We start from the raw sequence: 16,989 nt of genomic DNA on the forward strand, positions 1-16,989 counted from the left end.
CATGAAAGTAAAAAAAGCGGTTATTCCAGCAGCTGGACTGGGAACAAGATTTTTACCAGCGACAAAAGCGATGGCAAAAGAAATGCTACCAATCGTAGATAAACCAACGATTCAATTTATCGTGGAAGAAGCACTAGCTTCAGGTATTGAAGATATTTTGATCGTTACAGGAAAAGCAAAACGTCCAATCGAAGATCATTTTGATGCAAACTTTGAATTAGAAAGTAATCTTCGTGAAAAAAATAAAACGGATCTATTGAAATTAGTTGAAGAAACGACAGATGTAAATCTTCACTTTATTCGTCAATCTCATCCAAAAGGATTAGGACATGCTGTTTTACAAGCCAAAGCATTTGTTGGAAATGAGCCGTTTGTTGTGATGCTTGGTGATGATATCATGGAAGACAAAGTCCCTTTATCAAAACAATTAATGAATGATTATGATGAAACGCATGCGTCTACCATTGCGGTAATGAAAGTTCCACATGAAGAAACCTCAAAATATGGCATTATTAATCCAGAAGCAGAAGTTTCTAAAGGATTGTATAATGTGAACAATTTTGTCGAAAAACCAACACCAGAAGAAGCGCCAAGTGATTTGGCAATCATCGGTCGTTACTTACTGACACCAGAAATTTTCCATGTATTGGAATCACAAGAGCCAGGTGCTGGTGGAGAAATTCAACTAACGGACGCTATTGATACATTGAATAAAACGCAACGTGTCTTTGCCAGAGAATTTACTGGGAAACGTTACGATGTAGGGGATAAATTTGGCTTTATGAAAACAAGTATTGAATATGGCTTAGTTCACCCAGAAGTGAAGGACAATCTGCGTGAATACATTATTGAATTAGGTGCTGAACTTGCTAAAGAAGATACACCTAAAGATAAATAGACGAAAATGATCTATACGATTTTTTCACTTGAAGGCAGAGCGAAGTTTGTTCTGCCTTTTTTATAAATTACAGTGAGGATTTTTGAAATACTCAGTAGAGACTCAGTCTGTAAATTGGTATAATTAAGATAACAAAGCTAACTGAATGATTTGTGAAAAAGAGCAGTTGGTGTTATTCTAAGAACATGGAATAATTGATGGAAGGAGCAAGAATATGACAGGTGGAGAGGTTGCAGCGATTATTGCTGCAGTGGCGTTTGCTGTGTTAGTAGTATTTATTGTTTTAGTATTGATAAAAATCGGGAAAACAGTAGAAAGAGTTACGACTACAGTTGATGAGGCGAATAAAACGATTGAGGTTGTAACAAAAGATGTAGATATTTTATCCAGACAAGTCGAAGGGCTTTTGGTAAAAAGTAATGAGTTGCTAGATGATGTCAATAAGAAAGTAGCAACGATTGACCCATTGTTTGCCGCAGTGGCAGATTTAAGCGAAAGTGTTTCAGAATTAAACTATTCTAGTCGAAATTTACTTGGAAAAGTTGGCTCTGTCGGTAAAACAACAGCTAAAGCAGGAGTTGTCAGCAAAGTAGGCGGAGCAGCTTTTAGAGCCTTTCGTCCCAAGAAATCATCAAAGGTAAATGAAACAACCAAATAATAGAAAATAATGGAGGAATAGACATGGCAAAAAAAGGCGGCTTTTTTTAGGAGCAATTATTGGTGGAACAGCAGCAGCGGTAGCAGCACTTTTACTGGCGCCAAAATCAGGTAAAGAATTACGTGAAGATTTAGCCAATCAAGCAGATGATTTTAAAGATAAGGCAACGGATTATACAGATTACGCTGTTCAAAAAGGTTCAGAGTTATCATCGATTGCTAAAGATAAAGCGAGTGTGTTAGGTGAACAAGCGGGAGATTTAGCAGGGAATGTAAAAGACAAGACAAAAGATTCTCTTGATAAAGCTCAAGGTGTTTCGGATACAGTGTTAGAATCATTTAAAAAACAAACGGGCGATTTATCTGATCGTTTTAAAAAGACTGCTAAAGACGTCAATGATCAAGTTGACGAATTAGGCGATATCGCAGAAGATGCCTCTGATGACATTTTTATAGACGTTAAAGAATCTGCGAAAAAGGCGAAAGAAACAGTTTCGGAAGGTGTTTCTGAAGCAAAAGTAGCAACGCAAGATGTTCCGGAAAAAGCAGTAGAAGCAAAAGAAGATACAAAAAAAGCAGTTAAAGAAACAATAGAAGACGTTAAGGGTAAATAGAACAGACAAAAAACAAAGCCAACATTCTAGTTAGGATGCGGGCTTTGTTTTTTCTACTAATCAAGGATCATTAATTCTTTTGATGTTTTTGTAAAAGCTTCACAACCGGATTCAGTTACATGTAAGCAATCTTCAATACGTACTCCAACCTTGTTAGGGATGTATATGCCAGGCTCAATAGAGAAGCACATGCCTTCTTCAATAACTAAATCATTTCCAGTCACAAGTGAAGGATATTCATGGACAGTCGTTCCAATTCCATGACCTAATCGGTGATTGAAGTATTCACCATAGCCGTAGCCAATAATAACACCGCGAGCAACTTCATCTAACTCACCAGCTGTGATCCCTGGTTTTACAGCTTCCATTGCTTTTAATTGAGCTTCTAGAACAATTGAGTAGATTTCTTTTTGGAAATCTGTTGGCTCTTTATAAGCAACAGTTCGAGTAACGTCACTGCAGTAGCCATTGTAAACAACACCTAAGTCGAATAAAACGAAATCCTGTTTAGCAACTGCTGTATTTCCAGGATTTCCGTGAGGACTTGCGGCATTTTTTCCTGTCAAAACGAGGGTATCAAAACTCATTGACCGAATCCCTTGACGCTTTAATTGATATTCGATTTCTGCTAAGATTTCTTGTTCTTTAGCACCTTCTTGAATAGCTTTAAAGCCAATTTCTAAAGCAACATCAGCCCAATTACCAGCTTCCATAAGTGTAGAAATTTCAGTTGGTGTCTTCAGCAATTGCAATTTTTCAATGATAGGCGTGACATTTGCCGAGAAATCACTAGTTGGGAAGTAATGATTTAAAAGATCAAAACGAGCAACGGTCAAAGCATCTTTTTCTGTTGCGATTTTAGTTGGTGTTTCATTTTTTTTGATGAGTTGAGCAATTTTTTCCCAAGGATTTTCGCTATCTAGATAGCCATAGACTGGATAATTCCATGAACTATTTGCAGCATCGTCTACTTCTAACGCTGGGGTAAATAAAAAAGGATCATGATTTAACGAAATAAATAAAGCTAACACCCGTTCATGGGGATCGCTTTTATAGCCTGAAAAGTAAGCAATATGCCCAGGATCACTGATATAAGTAAGATCAGTATTCGTTTCGGCCATCCATTTTTTTAGTTCATTGATTTTTTCTTGGTTCATAGATATCCTTCTTTCTTTTAAAACTATTTTACTAAAAAACTTATCTTTATCATACCATGAAATGAGCTAAAGCGCTTTTTGAAATATAAAGTAAATTTCATGAAAATAGGATAAAACGGTTGCAAAAACAAAAAAACTCTGCTATTCTTATTGAGAAATGTAAACAGCGTTTTCAGAAAATGAAGACAACTATAACGATTTAGGAGAATAGACATGGAAAAACAAACAATTACAATTTATGATGTTGCGCGTGAAGCAAATGTATCCATGGCGACTGTATCTCGTGTAGTCAACGGCAATCCAAATGTGAAGCCAGCTACACGCAAAAAAGTGTTAGAAGTAATTGACCGCTTAGATTACCGTCCCAATGCTGTAGCTCGTGGTTTAGCAAGTAAAAAGACAACAACGGTGGGTGTTATCATCCCTGATGTCAGCAATATCTTTTTTGCTTCTTTAGCTCGAGGAATCGATGATGTTGCAACAATGTACAAATACAACATTATTTTAGCAAATTCTGACAGCAACGATCAAAAAGAAGTCAATGTATTGAATAATCTTTTAGCTAAGCAAGTGGATGGAATTATTTTTATGGGTCATCATATCACAGATGAGATCCGTGGTGAGTTTTCTCGCTCCAAAACACCTGTTGTCCTGGCTGGTTCGATCGATCCAGATGAACAAGTTGGTAGTGTAAATATTGACTATGCAGAAGCAACAAAAGATGCAACGAATATATTGGCTAAAAATGGCAATAAAAAAATTGCCTTTGTCAGTGGTGCGTTGATCGATCCAATCAATGGTCAAAACCGTATTAAGGGCTACAAAGAAGCTCTAGCTGATAATGGTCTAACTTATAATGAAGGCTTGATTTTTGAATCTGAGTATAAATTTAAAGCAGGTATCTCATTAGCTGAACGTATCCGTAACAGTGGGGCGACAGCCGCTTATGTAACAGATGATGAATTGGCTATCGGTTTATTGGACGGTATGATTGATGCTGGTGTGAAAGTACCAGAGGAATTTGAAATCATTACAAGCAACAACTCATTACTAACAGAAGTTGCTCGTCCACGTCTTTCAAGCGTGACGCAACCTTTGTATGATATTGGTGCTGTAGCAATGCGTTTATTGACAAAATTAATGAATAAAGAAGAAATTGAAGATAAAACAGTTATCTTACCATATGGTATGGATAAAAAAGGCTCAACTAAATAATTTAAAACCCCTGCAAAATGAAACTTTTGCAGGGGTTTTATTAATCTTAAAAAAACAAATGACCGTTCTTATATCTAATTATTATTTTCTTTCTTATCATCCTCTTTTTTCTTTTCTTCTTTTTTCTCAGAAGAAGAAGGGGTGGTTGAACCCGAGTTTGAAGAGGACGGTGTTGCATAGCGGCCCCAGTAAGCACTGTAGTTTGCATCTGATCCGCCGAAGCCAAATTTGTATTGGCTTTTTGGAGCGCCGTCTTTTGCATAAAATGATTCGATATTTGGACCAGGAGCAGTATAAGTTCCACCATTATAAGTGAACGTGCCTGGTTTTTCTCCTGTAAAGCTCGATACAGTTGACTTGATTACGTCTTTTGAAAGAGTGAATTTTTCACCGGCACCAAACAGATCCGGTCTAACTGAATAGATTGCATTTGCCAGATTTGCTAAGTAGGCACTATTTTGATCGCCGCTGTTTGGGCTCATTGCTGTCGGAATATCATAACCTGTCCACGAACCTAAGGTAATAGTCGGTGTTGAAACAACTAACCAAGCATCTTTGTACAAATCGGTGGTTCCTGTTTTACCGATCCAGTCAACATTTCCAAAAGCAGGATTAAGCCCATTGACCATATTTTTGAAAGGCGTCGTTATTTTTGAATCTAAGACAGAACGCATCATGTCATTCATGATCGAAGCAGTCGCTTCAGAATAGACTCGAACGGGTGCATCTTTATGTTCATAAATAACTTTTCCACTATTATCTGTGATTTTATCGATCATATAGCCTTTTTGATATTGACCTTTATTAGCAAGTGCTTGAAACCCATTTGTTTGAGTTAAAACGGTGGTTTCAACAGATCCTAAAGGAGCGGATTGATAAGCCCAAGCATCGCTAGCAGGATAATTCATTTTGCTAAGATAGTTATTGTAAGAGAAATTATCATCGCCCATCTGTGCTTTCATGGCTTCATTTAGATGGTAAACTGGAATATTATAAGACCATTCTAATGAATGACGGACGGTGTCAAATGTATTTGTCCCAGAATTTGTTGCATTCTCTAGCGGCTTGCCGCTACTACTGTACGTGGTAGGATAATTGGCTAAACGACTTTCTGAACCAACCATTCCCTGATCGATCGCAGGTCCATAAACTGAAATTGGTTTGATCGTAGAACCAACTTGTCGGACTGTATCTAACGCATGGTTACTTTGACTGACATTAAAATCACGACCAGCGACAAAACCAATAATTTTTCCTGTTTGATTGTCCATTAAAACATTTCCAGTCTCAACAAGCCCTGCGCCATAACCATCATCTAGCATGTAACCAAAGTTTGCAACAGCATTTTGCATGGTATCATAAACGCCCTGATCAATGGTTGATTGAATCGTGTAGCCACGACTTTGAATTTCTTTTCGCGCTTGATCTTCATATTGAGAAAGCCCTAATGTATCTAGTGTTTCTTTTTTTACACCAGCTTTTTCAATATTTATATCCATTATTTCGCTAACTGCTTGCTCTAATACTGCGTAGTATAAGTAGCCTTCAGTGTTTTGATTCGATTCTTGCTGTGGTTGAAAATCTTGTTTCAAGTCATAGTTTTTAGCGGCTTCATATTCTTCCTTAGTGATCGCTTTTTCACGATACATACTGAATAAAACAAAATCTTTTCGTTTCATACCATAAGCTAGATTTTCGTCATCTTTCAATGCACCTGTGTTGCTATAAGGTGTATAGATGATCGGACTTTGTGGAAGCCCTGCAATAAAGGCAGCTTGTGGAAGCGTTAAGTCATTCGCACTTTTCCCAAATAGACCTTTTGCGGCTTCTTCAACACCTGCAATATTTTCACCTTTATTATTACGGCCAAACGGGGAAACATTTAGATACGTTGTAACGATTTCATCTTTGGAGAAATATTTTTCGATTCGATAAGCTAACAATATTTCATTAGCCTTACGTTTAAAGGTTGTTTCATCAGTCAAGATTTGTTGTTTGACCAACTGCTGGGTCAACGTAGAACCTCCTGATGAACCGCCCAAACCTGTGGCATCTGAAACCAAAGCACGTATGACCGCCTTTGGAACGACACCTTTATGTTCTTCGAAGTATTCGTCCTCAGTAGAAATGATTGCTTTTTTGAGTAATGGAGAGATATGGTCCCCATCAACTCGTGTTCTGACAAGATCAGATTTGATCATAGCGATATTTGTTCCGTCAGCGTAAGTCATTCGTGAGACTTCTGTAATGTCGCTGATCTCAGTCTGGAGTTCTTCCTTTGTCGGCGGTTGAGTATCTTCTACTAGAAATGCAAAATAGCCCATACCGATCCCCATGCCTAAAGCACCGCCTAAAAGTAGGATAACAACTGCAAAGACAAACAATGATTGCAGCACTCGAATCACTACATTTATGATCAAAAAAATCTTTTTCTTTTCTGGTACTTTATTAGAATGTTGTTCCGTTCTGTGGGAATTATCCTGATTGTCCAAAAGCTTCACCTCAATAAAATGATACATTCCGTGATATTATAGCAAAAAAAATCTATTATGAACAGTTGTTCAGGTATTTATAGGGATTTAATCAAAAAAACTTAATAGAAACTTGTAAATAATCGATGGCTAAACACACTGTTTAGCCATCGATTATTATTTGTTATTAACTTGTTGTTCGTCTAACCGAAATAAAACAATTTTCTTGATCAACTCTATTGGAAGTTCTTGATCAACTGGAAATTGGATCGCACCTTTACTTGTTTTAAAGTCAGTTAGTTCATTTTTGAACGCTTCAATAGCTGCAGGGGTAGGATAAAATCCAATATGATTTTTCATATTAGCAAAATGGACTAGATTACCATTCAAGTAGAAAGTCGGCATACCGTAAGATATTTTTTCGGTAGCTTGAGGGGCAAGTTGTTTAATCATAGTATAAAGTTGTTGGAGTTTTTCTTGACGATCTTTTGGCATGTTTGAGATATAGTTTTCAATGATAGTCATAGTGTTTACCTGCCTTTTTAGTGGGATTGATTTGAGTATACCATGCTATGTTATAGGATGGATCTCTTTTGATTAGAATGTAGCGAAAGTGAAAGAAGTAATCGTTTTATGGTACACTATCAGTGGATTCGAAATCAGAATGAGAGGCTGGACATAATGGGGAAATCGATTATTGAGAAATTGAATTTAATGCGTTATTCAAGTAGCGTAGTAGTGAATCGTCCGAATGATACGTATCTACCAGAACTAAAGGAGTTTTCAAACCAACTTCCAACAGCACCAGTGGACTTGATTTTTGTATTTGTCACATCGATGGCAGAATTTGAGCAAATTGTATCAGAAGTTATTTTGAAACAGTTGCTTCTTAAAGATGGTGTTCTTTTTGTGGCATATCCAAAAAAAGGCAATAAGAGTTACCCAACCTTCGTTCATCGGGATGAAATTTTTCCCACACTGCAAGTTGACGATCAGGATGGCTACATAAAAAATAGTACACTAAAATTCAATCGTATGGTTAGTTTGGACGAAACGTTTACAGTGACGGGCATGAAAAATGTTGAACGGACAACTAAATCAATATCTGCCAACAGTGCTCGTGTAGAGGATTATATTCAGTTTATACCAGCAGTAGAGGTATTACTTGAAAATAGCAAGGAAGCCAAAAGAATGTTTGATCAATTGACTCCAGGTTATAAAAAAGATTGGGCTAGATACATATTTAGTGCCAAACAAGCCACAACGCAAGAAAAAAGAAAAGCTGAAATGATCGATATCTTAGAAAAAGGGTTTAAATCTAAAGAGTTATATCGGCAGTTCTTAGCTAATTAAAGGAGGATCGCAGCTTGGATGAGATACAAATGTATATTGAGAACATTGATGGTAAGTGGCAAGAGGCCTATCGCTGTCTTGCTAAGGTTATTGCTGAAAATATACCCGAAGGATTTGTGTTGCAGATGCAATATGGAATGCCGACCTATGTGGTTCCTTTGAACGATTTTCCAGCAGGATATCTAAATAGAATAGATGAACCATTGCCATTTATTAGTTTAGGTGCTCAGAAAAGACATTTATCATTGTATCATATGGGAATCATGGGGAATAAAGAAGTATTGGCATGGTTTCAAGAAGAATATCAAAAGGTGGTCCCAACGAAGCTGAACATGGGTAAAAGTTGTATTCGGTTCAGTAATCCGAAAAATATTCCTTATGAGTTGATTGGGGAATTAGTGGGTAAGATTTCGATGGCAGAATGGGTCGCTAGTTATACTCGTTTTACAGAAAAAAATAAGAAGTAGATACAGTTTTTAAAGAAGCAAAAAGATTGTTTTTTCTGATCGTTTCACGTACTCTTTTAGAGGATGCAAAATTCAGTAGAAGATTTATGCGTATATTATCTAGCTTCACGAGCTAGCTCTTCGGAAAAAAGATAAAATCTGATTGTGGCAAAAAGCGCCACCCTCATATTTTCCTATTTTTCTGTCAGAGCTAAACGAGCTCGTTCTGCTTTTAAAACTATCTAGCTTCACGAGCTAGCTCTTCGGAAAAAAGATAAAATCTGATTGTGGCAAAAAGCGCCACCCTCATATTTTCCTATTTTTCTGTCAGAGCAGAATGAGCCCGCTACGCTTTTAAAACTATCTAGCTTCACGGGCTAGTCTCTCGGGAAAAAGATAAAAAATGAATGAGACAAAAAGCATCTCAGTCATATTTTCCTATTTTCCAGTCGAGACTGAACGAGCCCGCTACGCTTTTAAAATTAGGAGGATCATTATGTTATTAGGTTCACATGTTAGTATGAGTGGTAAAAAAATGTTATTAGGTTCAGCGGAAGAGGCTGCGAGTTATGGTTCGACGACTTTTATGATCTATACGGGCGCACCACAAAATACACGCCGTAAACCGATTGAAGAGATGAATATTGAAGCAGGTCAAAAATTTATGGCGGAGCATGATTTAAGCAATATCGTTGTCCATGCGCCTTATATTATTAATTTAGGGAATACGATCAAATTAGAAAATTTTGGTTTTGCAACGTCATTTTTACGTCAGGAAATTGAGCGAGCTCATGCACTAGGTGCAACCCAAATCACACTACATCCAGGCGCACATGTTGGTGCTGGCGTAGATGCTGGACTAAAACAAATTATCAAAGGTCTTGATGAAGTGTTGTGGAAAGAGCAAGTTCCGCAAATTGCCCTTGAAACAATGGCAGGTAAAGGAACTGAATTAGGCCGTACATTTGAAGAGTTGGCAACGATCATTGAAGGTGTAAAGTTGAATGAAAAATTGTCTGTCACAATGGATACTTGTCATATCAATGATGCTGGCTATAATGTGAAAGATGATTTTGATGGTGTTTTAGAAGAATTCGATAAAATCATTGGATTAGATCGTCTAAAAGTAGTCCATGTCAATGATTCTAAAAATCCAATGGGTTCCCATAAAGATCGACATGCCAATATCGGCTTTGGAACGATTGGTTTTGATGCATTAAATAAAGTGGTTCATCATGAAAAATTGAAGGAGCTACCTAAAATTTTAGAAACGCCGTATGTAGGTGCTGATAAAAAGACCAGCAAAGCACCATATGGTTATGAGATTGCAATGTTAAAATCACAAAAATTTGATCCAGATTTATTGGATAAAATTGAACATCAACAGTAGGAATAGAAAAGAAATGGTCTTTTGTAAATTTCTTGTGAGGAATATGACAAAAGAGCTTTTCTTTTTGGGCTGTTTCTAGTAAAATGGTTTCTTGAGAGCAATTTATTAAAATAGGGTATAATATCCCATCGAGAATGAAAAATGATGAATCTGGTAAGAATAGTGACTGCATAACAAACTCGCAGAAGTTCTTATTCAGCTTTGTAGTAGAAAGGAGAGATTTATATGTCAACAGGTTTAGTAGTATTGATCGCGATTATCGCTTTATTAGCAGGTGCAGCAGGCGGATTTTTCCTTGCGCGCAAATATATGCAAGACTATTTTAAAAAGAATCCTCCCGTTAATGAGGAAATGTTACGAATGATGATGATGTCTATGGGACAAAAACCTTCTGAGAAGAAGATTCGTCAAATGATGCAGCAAATGAAGAACCAAGGAGATAAATAAGGTTTTTTATTGCTATTCATAATTCAAGAGCACAGCGGGCCGATTTTTGGTCCGTTTTTTTTGCACTTATTTTTCAATAAATGAAAGGAGTTGTATTGAAATGGGAAAACAACAAATAAAAGATGTGAGCGCACAGTAGTCAATTTAGAAAAGGAGAATGATACATGTCTATATTTAAAAAATTAGGGTGGTTTTTCAAACAAGAGAAAAAAAGTTATATTATTGGGGTTTTTTCATTAGTAATGGTAGCACTTGTTCAATTAGTTCCACCAAAAGTAATTGGGATCGTTGTTGATAAAATAGCAGATAAAAATCTGACGATCAAACCTATTTTATTTTGGATTGGTGTGTTGCTAGTTGCAGCTTTAGCGCAATATATTTTTCGCTATATTTGGCGGATTTATATCTGGGGGAGTGCAGCAAGACTGGAAAAGGATTTGAGACGTCAACTTTTCCATCATTTTACCAAAATGGATAGTGTTTTCTATCAGAAGTATCGGACAGGTGATTTGATGGCACATGCGACGAATGATTTGAATGCAATTCAAAATGTTGCTGGAGCGGGGATTTTAACCTTTGCGGATTCATTGATAACAGGTGGAGCAACGATTATTGCGATGATTTTATTTGTTGATTGGCGATTGACGTTGATTGCGTTGATTCCGCTACCATTATTAGCGGTGACATCGAGAGTTTTAGGTTCAAAATTACACGATGCTTTTCGAGATTCACAAGCCGCTTTTTCAACGATCAATGATAAAACGCAAGAAAGTATTACTGGGATGAAAGTAATTAAAACGTTTGGTCAGGAACAGGAAGATATTCAAAATTTTACTGAAAAAATCGATGATGCTATCGTCAAAAATAAACGAGTAAATTTTCTGGATGCATTATTTGATCCGTTTATCACGTTGATCATTGGGATTTCTTATGTTTTGACAATTATTATGGGCGGACGCTTTATCATGGAAGGCACCATCACGATCGGTCAGTTAATTTCATTTATAAGTTATATAGGGATGCTTGTTTGGCCGATGTTTGCGATTGGTCGTTTGTTTAATGTACTGGAACGTGGAAATGCAAGCTATGATCGTGTGAACGAACTATTGCATGAAAAAACCCATATCATCGAGAAAAAAGATGCGATCCAAACACCAGCGAAAGGTCGCTTATCAATGGAAATTGCTCAGTTCACCTACCCTAAAGATGACCATGCAACCTTAGAGCAAATCAAATTTACAGTCGGTGTTGGCGAAACTTTAGGAATCGTTGGAAAAACAGGTGCTGGGAAAACAACGATCTTAAAATTATTGATGCGTGAATATGATCATTATCAAGGACGTGTAATGTTTGGTGAGCATAATAGCAAAGACTATTCATTGGATGCATTGATGCATTCGATTGGTTATGTTCCTCAGGATCATTTCTTGTTTTCAATGACAGTACGAGATAATATTCGTTTTGCTGATCCTGATTTCACGGAAGCCCAAGTTGAGCAAGCAGCAGAAATGGCCTTTATCAATAATGAGATCAAAGCTTTTCCAAAGGGATATGATACCTTAGTTGGAGAACGCGGTGTTTCTTTATCTGGCGGTCAAAAGCAACGAATTTCAATTGCTAGAGCCTTGATCTTAGATCCGGAATTATTGATTTTAGATGATGCGTTATCCGCGGTAGATGCTAAAACAGAAGAAGCAATTCTTTCTAATTTGAAAGAAGCAAGAAAAGAAAAAACAACGATCATTGCAGCACATCGACTAAGTAGTGTGATGCATGCTAAGGAAATCATTGTTTTGGATGAAGGAAAAATCATTGAACGTGGGACGCATCAGGAGCTACTAAGGCTTGCTGGATGGTACAAACGGATGTGGGATAAGCAACAATTAGAAGCGAAAATTGAAGGGAGTGAAGCATAATGGAAGAAAAATATGAATCAGAATGGACAAAATCGGTTCCGTTAAAAGAACAAGTTTCGATCGTTAAACGATTGCTAAAATTTGCTAAACCGTTTCGTCGGACGTTTTTAACTGCAATTTTGTTTGCTTTGGTCCTGGCTATTATTAACATTCTTTTGCCAAGGATCATTCAAATTTTTATGGATGATTATTTAACGCCGAAGACCGCCACAACTCAAGTGATTTTCTTATTTGCTGGATTGTATCTGTTCGGTGTGATTGTTAAAAGTATTGTCTGGTTTTTCCAATGGTTTTTATATTCGACTGCTTCACTGAAGACCTATCAATATATTCGCGTGAAGTTGTTTGAAAAACTACAAACATTAGGCATGCGTTATTTTGATCAAACGCCAGCAGGCTCGATCGTTTCTCGTGTAACGAATGATACGGAAACATTATTTGAATTTTGGTATGTCTTTCTGATGGTTTTAACAGGGATTTTTGCTGTGGTTTCCTCATTTCTTGCGATGTTTCAAATCAATGGGAAAATTGCCTTGTATAATTTGATTTTCTTACCTATTTTACTGATTGTGATTTGGTACTATCAAAAATTTAGTTCAAGAATTTATAGAAGTATGCGGGAAAAATTAAGTCAGTTGAATACAAAATTGAATGAGTATATTTCAGGGATGCAAATTATTCAACAGTTTAGGCAAGAACATCGCTTAGAGAAAGAGTTTGAAGAAACGAACAATGATTATTTGCGCACTCGCTTTTCAATGATTAGAACCAATTCATTGTTGTTAGGCCCAATCATTAATTTTCTTTATACGCTTGCAATTGGTTTAACGTTGACTTTATTTGGCTATGATGCACTTCATTCTCCTGTAGGAGTTGGGTTGATCTACGCATTTGTGACATATGTCCAAGCGTTCTTTAATCCTATGACGCAAATGATGGACTTTCTAAGTGTGTTTACAGATGGTATGGTAGCTGGCAGCCGGATTTTGAAAATTTTTGACAACGATGAATTAATGCCGCAGCAAAATGTTGGGGCTAATTCAGAGATTATTCGCGGGAAAATTGAATTTCGTAATGTCAGCTTTTCTTATGATGGTAAGAATAAAGTATTGAACAATATCAGTTTTATTGCCAATCCAGGTGAAACAGTTGCATTGATTGGACACACAGGAAGCGGTAAAAGTTCGATCATCAATGTTTTGATGCGCTTTTATGAGTTTTATGAAGGTGAAATATTGATCGATGATCGTGATATTCGTGATTATTCTTTGTCAGAGCTAAGGAAAAAAATGGGATTGGTTTTACAAGATGCTTTTATGTTTTATGGGGATATTGCTGGAAATATTCGGATGTTGAATCCGGAAATCACAGATGAACAAATCAAGGAAGCCGCTGAATTTGTTCAGGCGGATAAATTTATTGAAACCTTACCCAAAAAATATCATGCAAAAGTAATCGAACGTGGCGCTAGTTATTCAAGTGGTCAGCGTCAGTTGATCTCATTTGCCAGAACGATTGTAACAGATCCAAAAATTCTTGTACTGGATGAAGCGACTGCAAATATCGATACTGAAACAGAAGGCTTGATTCAAGAAGGCTTAGCCAATATGCGTCAAGGACGAACAACGATTGCGATTGCTCACCGCTTGTCTACCATTCGTGATGCTGATTTGATTTTAGTATTGGATAAAGGACGGATTGTAGAGCGTGGAAATCATGATAATTTATTATCTCAAAATGGATTGTACGCAGATATGTATAAGCTGCAAAATAGTGAGGGCTAGAATAAAGAAGAGTCCGGGACAAAACTAAAAATCAGTTTTGTTTCGGACTTTAAATCCGAATAAACGGTGGGATCAGAAGCAACCCCTTCTTATTTCTCGGGGTTAAACACTTCTGACCCGACCTCTTTTTTTACTTATTAAAAGTAAGTGCAAAAATGCTGTTAACTAGAAAAAAGCATGATATAATAGAGAACGAAAATAAGTTATTGAAGCTGCTTTTTTACAGTTACTATCATTGGGCAGAAAGATAGACAATCCATTAGTTAAGTTGTAAAGTAAATGTACTTGAAAAATTCGGAGGTTGAAAAAATGATGTATGATGTAATTATAATTGGAGCAGGTCCTGCTGGTATGACGGCAGCGCTATATGCGTCACGTTCTAATCTTTCAGTATTGATGATCGAACGAGGTGCACCAGGCGGTCAAATGAATAATACAGCTGAGGTTGAAAATTATCCAGGCTTTGACTCGATCATGGGACCTGAGTTAGCTTATAAAATGTACGAAAATGTTGAAAAATTTGGTACTGAAAATGCCTATGGTATCGTGATGGATATCAAAGACCAAGGTTCTTATAAAGAAGTTATTTGTGATGACAAAACCTATCAAGCGAAAACTGTGATCATTGCTACAGGCTGTGAACATCGTAAATTGGGTGTTAAGGGAGAAGAAGAATTTGCTGGTCGTGGTGTCTCTTACTGTGCGGTTTGTGATGGCGCCTTTTTCCGTAACAAAAAACTTTTGGTGATAGGAGGTGGCGATTCAGCTGTTGAAGAAGCATTTACCTAACACAGTTTGCTTCAGAAGTGGTGATCGTGCATCGTCGTGACGAATTACGGGCGCAAAAGATTATTCAAGATCGTGCGTTTGCCAATGAAAAGATTTCTTTCGAATGGAACACAGTTCTTGAAGAAATCACTGGAAATGATATGGTTGTGACAGGCGGTCAATTAAGAAACACTTTGACTAATGAAGTGAAAGAAATCTCAGCAGATGGTGTTTTCATCTATGTTGGACTTGATCCTTTGACAGAACCGTTCAAAAAAGCTGGATTAACTAATGCAGAAGGCTGGATCGAAACAGATCAAGAAATGAGAACAAGCATACCTGGTGTCTTCGCAATTGGCGATGTGCGTGAAAAAACATTACGTCAAATCACGACGGCAGTTGGTGAAGGCGGAATTGCTGGACAACAAGTTTACAAATACATTGAAGATATGGCAGAAGTTGAAGAAGTTAAGTAATCAATCGACTGAACAAGATCTAAATCAAACCTTTCTAAGGTTTGATTTAGATCTATTTTTATTTGATTAAAGGCAGTGAAGCCGATGAGTCTAAATTTTAAAACGATCGAAGAAATCGTCAATAATGAAAAAATACAGACAGATTTTCCGGAATGATTCGCTATTTCAAAAAGATCAGTGTTGAAAAATATGATTATTTGGTAGAAACTGTCGCATATTATGAGTTTTAATTTTGATGTATTATTGAGTTTGCCCTAGCAATTCCTAGTATTAATGGTAAAATTAAAAGTAATATTAGAAAACAATGAGGGGAATTTTGCTCAGTATTTTAATGACAATTTAGAAAAGGAGTGGAGTGTTACGATGGAATACGAAGAAGATTGGTTTATGAGACAAGTAAAAGCGGCAGTGTTTAACCCTTTTAAAAAAGCATCAGAGGTTCAAGTTATGCCAACGATTCTAGTAACCGATGAAGGTACTGGAGAAAACTATTCGGTACCGATTCAAAGCTATCTCTCAGAACTGATTTTGACATTAAAAGTAAATCAAGCTGAAAATATCCTATTTGCAGAATCTGACCAGATGACTAACGCTCAATTTCTTGATTTAGGTAATTGGTTTTATGATCTGGTGGAGAATTTATCCGATGAAGAATTAGAAATGGCAAACTTTTCAAGAATGGAAATTGCTCAAGGTAGGGGAGAGCTTGGGTAAAAAGTAAAAGTAATCATTTTTCTTTTGACAATTGTAAAAATATGAACTATGATGGTTAAGGATTAAGAACTGAATAATTGTTAGGTGAGGCTCCTATTTGGACACATGCTGCTGCCGCGAAAGAATCGAGAGACTCTTAGTTGGTTTAACAGGAATGATCGTGAAGGTCATTCATAACGTAGCTGATAAGAAATTATCTACGCCCTATAGTGCTAAAGCTCAACGATAGAGAAACTTTTATTTAAGTTGCTATTTTACGCACACTCTATTGTTGAGTGTGCGTTTTTGCTGTGAATCACAGCGACTGGCTCCGCCAGAGCTGATGATGAACAGTACTTGGCGACCAAAGGGAGCGAAGTTCCGCAAAAAGAAACAAACAGCCAGAAAGTAAACATAAGTCAGAAGGCGAAAGTTTCAAGATTTGTATTAATGAGGCAGCTCCGCCAGAGCTGATGATGAACAGTACTTGGCGACCAAAGGGAGCGAAGTTCCGCAACAAGAAGCAAACGGCCAGAAAGTAAACATAAGTCAGAAGGCGAAAGTTTCAAGATTTRTATTAATGAGGCGTCTCCGCCAGAGCTGATGATGAACAGTACTTGGCGACCAAAGGGAGCGAAGTTCCGCAACAAGAAGCAAACGGTCAGAAAGTAAACCTAAGTCAGAAAGCAAAAGCTTCAAGATTT

At 37.0% G+C, this 16,989-nt stretch carries 13 protein-coding genes, 2 pseudogenes and 1 riboswitch; of the genes and pseudogenes, 12 read left to right on the plus strand and 3 right to left on the minus strand.

What is annotated here, in order from left to right; translation table 11 throughout:
* The first annotated feature begins 1 nt into the window (after window position 1).
* The 3 genes and pseudogenes from galU (at window position 2) to V192_RS0105210 (ending at window position 2,169) form a co-directional block, all read left to right on the plus strand.
* Entirely contained in the window at window positions 2-898 is an 897-nt protein-coding gene (galU, locus tag V192_RS0105200; RefSeq protein ID WP_025869247.1) for a UTP--glucose-1-phosphate uridylyltransferase GalU, read from the plus strand.
* Window positions 899-1,112: 214 nt separating this feature from the next.
* Window positions 1,113-1,556 (plus strand): DUF948 domain-containing protein, encoded by a 444-nt coding sequence (locus tag V192_RS0105205; RefSeq protein WP_025869249.1) that lies wholly within the window; start codon window positions 1,113-1,115, stop codon window positions 1,554-1,556.
* A 23-nt stretch (window positions 1,557-1,579) separates the two neighbouring features.
* Window positions 1,580-2,169, plus strand: a pseudogene (locus V192_RS0105210) (YtxH domain-containing protein).
* A 56-nt stretch (window positions 2,170-2,225) separates the two neighbouring features.
* On the opposite strand, the gene V192_RS0105215 reads toward V192_RS0105210, so the two are convergent.
* Entirely contained in the window at window positions 2,226-3,326 is a 1,101-nt protein-coding gene (locus V192_RS0105215) for an aminopeptidase P family protein (protein ID WP_025869259.1), read from the minus strand.
* Window positions 3,327-3,539: 213 nt separating this feature from the next.
* Between V192_RS0105215 and ccpA the strand changes: the two genes are divergently transcribed.
* Window positions 3,540-4,541 carry a catabolite control protein A gene (gene ccpA, locus V192_RS0105220; protein ID WP_025869260.1) on the plus strand — a complete coding sequence of 334 codons (1,002 nt, stop codon included), beginning with the start codon at window positions 3,540-3,542 and terminating at the stop codon, window positions 4,539-4,541.
* Window positions 4,542-4,615: 74 nt separating this feature from the next.
* Here ccpA and V192_RS0105225 read toward each other — a convergent pair whose 3' ends face one another.
* The gene (locus V192_RS0105225) at window positions 4,616-7,060 is read right to left on the minus strand and encodes a transglycosylase domain-containing protein (RefSeq protein ID WP_025869263.1); all 2,445 of its coding nucleotides are present in this window, start codon (window positions 7,058-7,060) and stop codon (window positions 4,616-4,618) included.
* Between the two features lie 129 nt (window positions 7,061-7,189).
* A complete protein-coding gene (locus V192_RS0105230) occupies window positions 7,190-7,537 on the minus strand; it encodes an iron chaperone (protein WP_025869265.1) in 348 nt (115 codons plus the stop codon).
* Between the two features lie 156 nt (window positions 7,538-7,693).
* Between V192_RS0105230 and V192_RS0105235 the strand changes: the two genes are divergently transcribed.
* The 8 genes and pseudogenes from V192_RS0105235 (at window position 7,694) to V192_RS0105270 (ending at window position 16,306) form a co-directional block, all read left to right on the plus strand.
* Window positions 7,694-8,365 carry a YdeI/OmpD-associated family protein gene (locus V192_RS0105235; protein ID WP_025869267.1) on the plus strand — a complete coding sequence of 224 codons (672 nt, stop codon included), beginning with the start codon at window positions 7,694-7,696 and terminating at the stop codon, window positions 8,363-8,365.
* A 29-nt stretch (window positions 8,366-8,394) separates the two neighbouring features.
* Window positions 8,395-8,832: a DUF1801 domain-containing protein gene (locus V192_RS0105240; protein WP_029948134.1), complete on the plus strand. Its 438-nt coding sequence runs from the start codon at window positions 8,395-8,397 to the stop codon at window positions 8,830-8,832.
* Window positions 8,833-9,307: 475 nt separating this feature from the next.
* Entirely contained in the window at window positions 9,308-10,201 is an 894-nt protein-coding gene (locus V192_RS0105245) for a deoxyribonuclease IV (protein ID WP_035010905.1), read from the plus strand.
* A gap of 225 nt (window positions 10,202-10,426) precedes the next feature.
* Entirely contained in the window at window positions 10,427-10,648 is a 222-nt protein-coding gene (locus V192_RS0105250) for a YneF family protein (protein WP_010760812.1), read from the plus strand.
* 164 nt (window positions 10,649-10,812) lie between these two features.
* Window positions 10,813-12,564, plus strand: a complete 1,752-nt coding sequence (locus tag V192_RS0105255; RefSeq protein ID WP_025869272.1) for an ABC transporter ATP-binding protein — start codon at window positions 10,813-10,815, stop codon at window positions 12,562-12,564.
* Window positions 12,564-14,348: an ABC transporter ATP-binding protein gene (locus V192_RS0105260; RefSeq protein WP_025869273.1), complete on the plus strand. Its 1,785-nt coding sequence runs from the start codon at window positions 12,564-12,566 to the stop codon at window positions 14,346-14,348. Before V192_RS0105255 ends, V192_RS0105260 begins: the two co-directional genes overlap by 1 nt.
* A gap of 312 nt (window positions 14,349-14,660) precedes the next feature.
* Window positions 14,661-15,592, plus strand: a pseudogene (trxB, locus tag V192_RS19365) (thioredoxin-disulfide reductase).
* A 363-nt stretch (window positions 15,593-15,955) separates the two neighbouring features.
* On the plus strand, window positions 15,956-16,306 hold the full coding sequence (locus tag V192_RS0105270; RefSeq protein ID WP_025869275.1) for a DUF6483 family protein: 351 nt from the start codon (window positions 15,956-15,958) through the stop codon (window positions 16,304-16,306).
* Between the two features lie 69 nt (window positions 16,307-16,375).
* A riboswitch (M-box (ykoK) riboswitch) is annotated at window positions 16,376-16,544 on the plus strand.
* Window positions 16,545-16,989: the final 445 nt, after the last annotated feature.

This window comes from Enterococcus crotali (assembly GCF_000633635.1).
Lineage (GTDB): Bacteria > Bacillota > Bacilli > Lactobacillales > Enterococcaceae > Enterococcus_L > Enterococcus_L crotali.

What these genes read in the sequence shown, in the direction of transcription:
- V192_RS0105255 (WP_025869272.1), top strand. Translation starts at nt 10,813, where the DNA reads ATGTCTATATTTAAAAAATTAGGGTGGTTTTTCAAACAAGAGAAAAAA.
- V192_RS0105250 (WP_010760812.1), top strand. Translation starts at nt 10,427, where the DNA reads ATGTCAACAGGTTTAGTAGTATTGATCGCGATTATCGCTTTATTAGCA.
- V192_RS0105230 (WP_025869265.1), bottom strand. Translation starts at nt 7,537, where the DNA reads ATGACTATCATTGAAAACTATATCTCAAACATGCCAAAAGATCGTCAA.
- V192_RS0105225 (WP_025869263.1), bottom strand. Translation starts at nt 7,060, where the DNA reads ATGTATCATTTTATTGAGGTGAAGCTTTTGGACAATCAGGATAATTCC.
- V192_RS0105260 (WP_025869273.1), top strand. Translation starts at nt 12,564, where the DNA reads ATGGAAGAAAAATATGAATCAGAATGGACAAAATCGGTTCCGTTAAAA.
- V192_RS0105215 (WP_025869259.1), bottom strand. Translation starts at nt 3,326, where the DNA reads ATGAACCAAGAAAAAATCAATGAACTAAAAAAATGGATGGCCGAAACG.
- V192_RS0105240 (WP_029948134.1), top strand. Translation starts at nt 8,395, where the DNA reads ATGTATATTGAGAACATTGATGGTAAGTGGCAAGAGGCCTATCGCTGT.
- galU (WP_025869247.1), top strand. Translation starts at nt 2, where the DNA reads ATGAAAGTAAAAAAAGCGGTTATTCCAGCAGCTGGACTGGGAACAAGA.
- ccpA (WP_025869260.1), top strand. Translation starts at nt 3,540, where the DNA reads ATGGAAAAACAAACAATTACAATTTATGATGTTGCGCGTGAAGCAAAT.
- V192_RS0105245 (WP_035010905.1), top strand. Translation starts at nt 9,308, where the DNA reads ATGTTATTAGGTTCACATGTTAGTATGAGTGGTAAAAAAATGTTATTA.
- V192_RS0105270 (WP_025869275.1), top strand. Translation starts at nt 15,956, where the DNA reads ATGGAATACGAAGAAGATTGGTTTATGAGACAAGTAAAAGCGGCAGTG.
- V192_RS0105205 (WP_025869249.1), top strand. Translation starts at nt 1,113, where the DNA reads ATGACAGGTGGAGAGGTTGCAGCGATTATTGCTGCAGTGGCGTTTGCT.
- V192_RS0105235 (WP_025869267.1), top strand. Translation starts at nt 7,694, where the DNA reads ATGGGGAAATCGATTATTGAGAAATTGAATTTAATGCGTTATTCAAGT.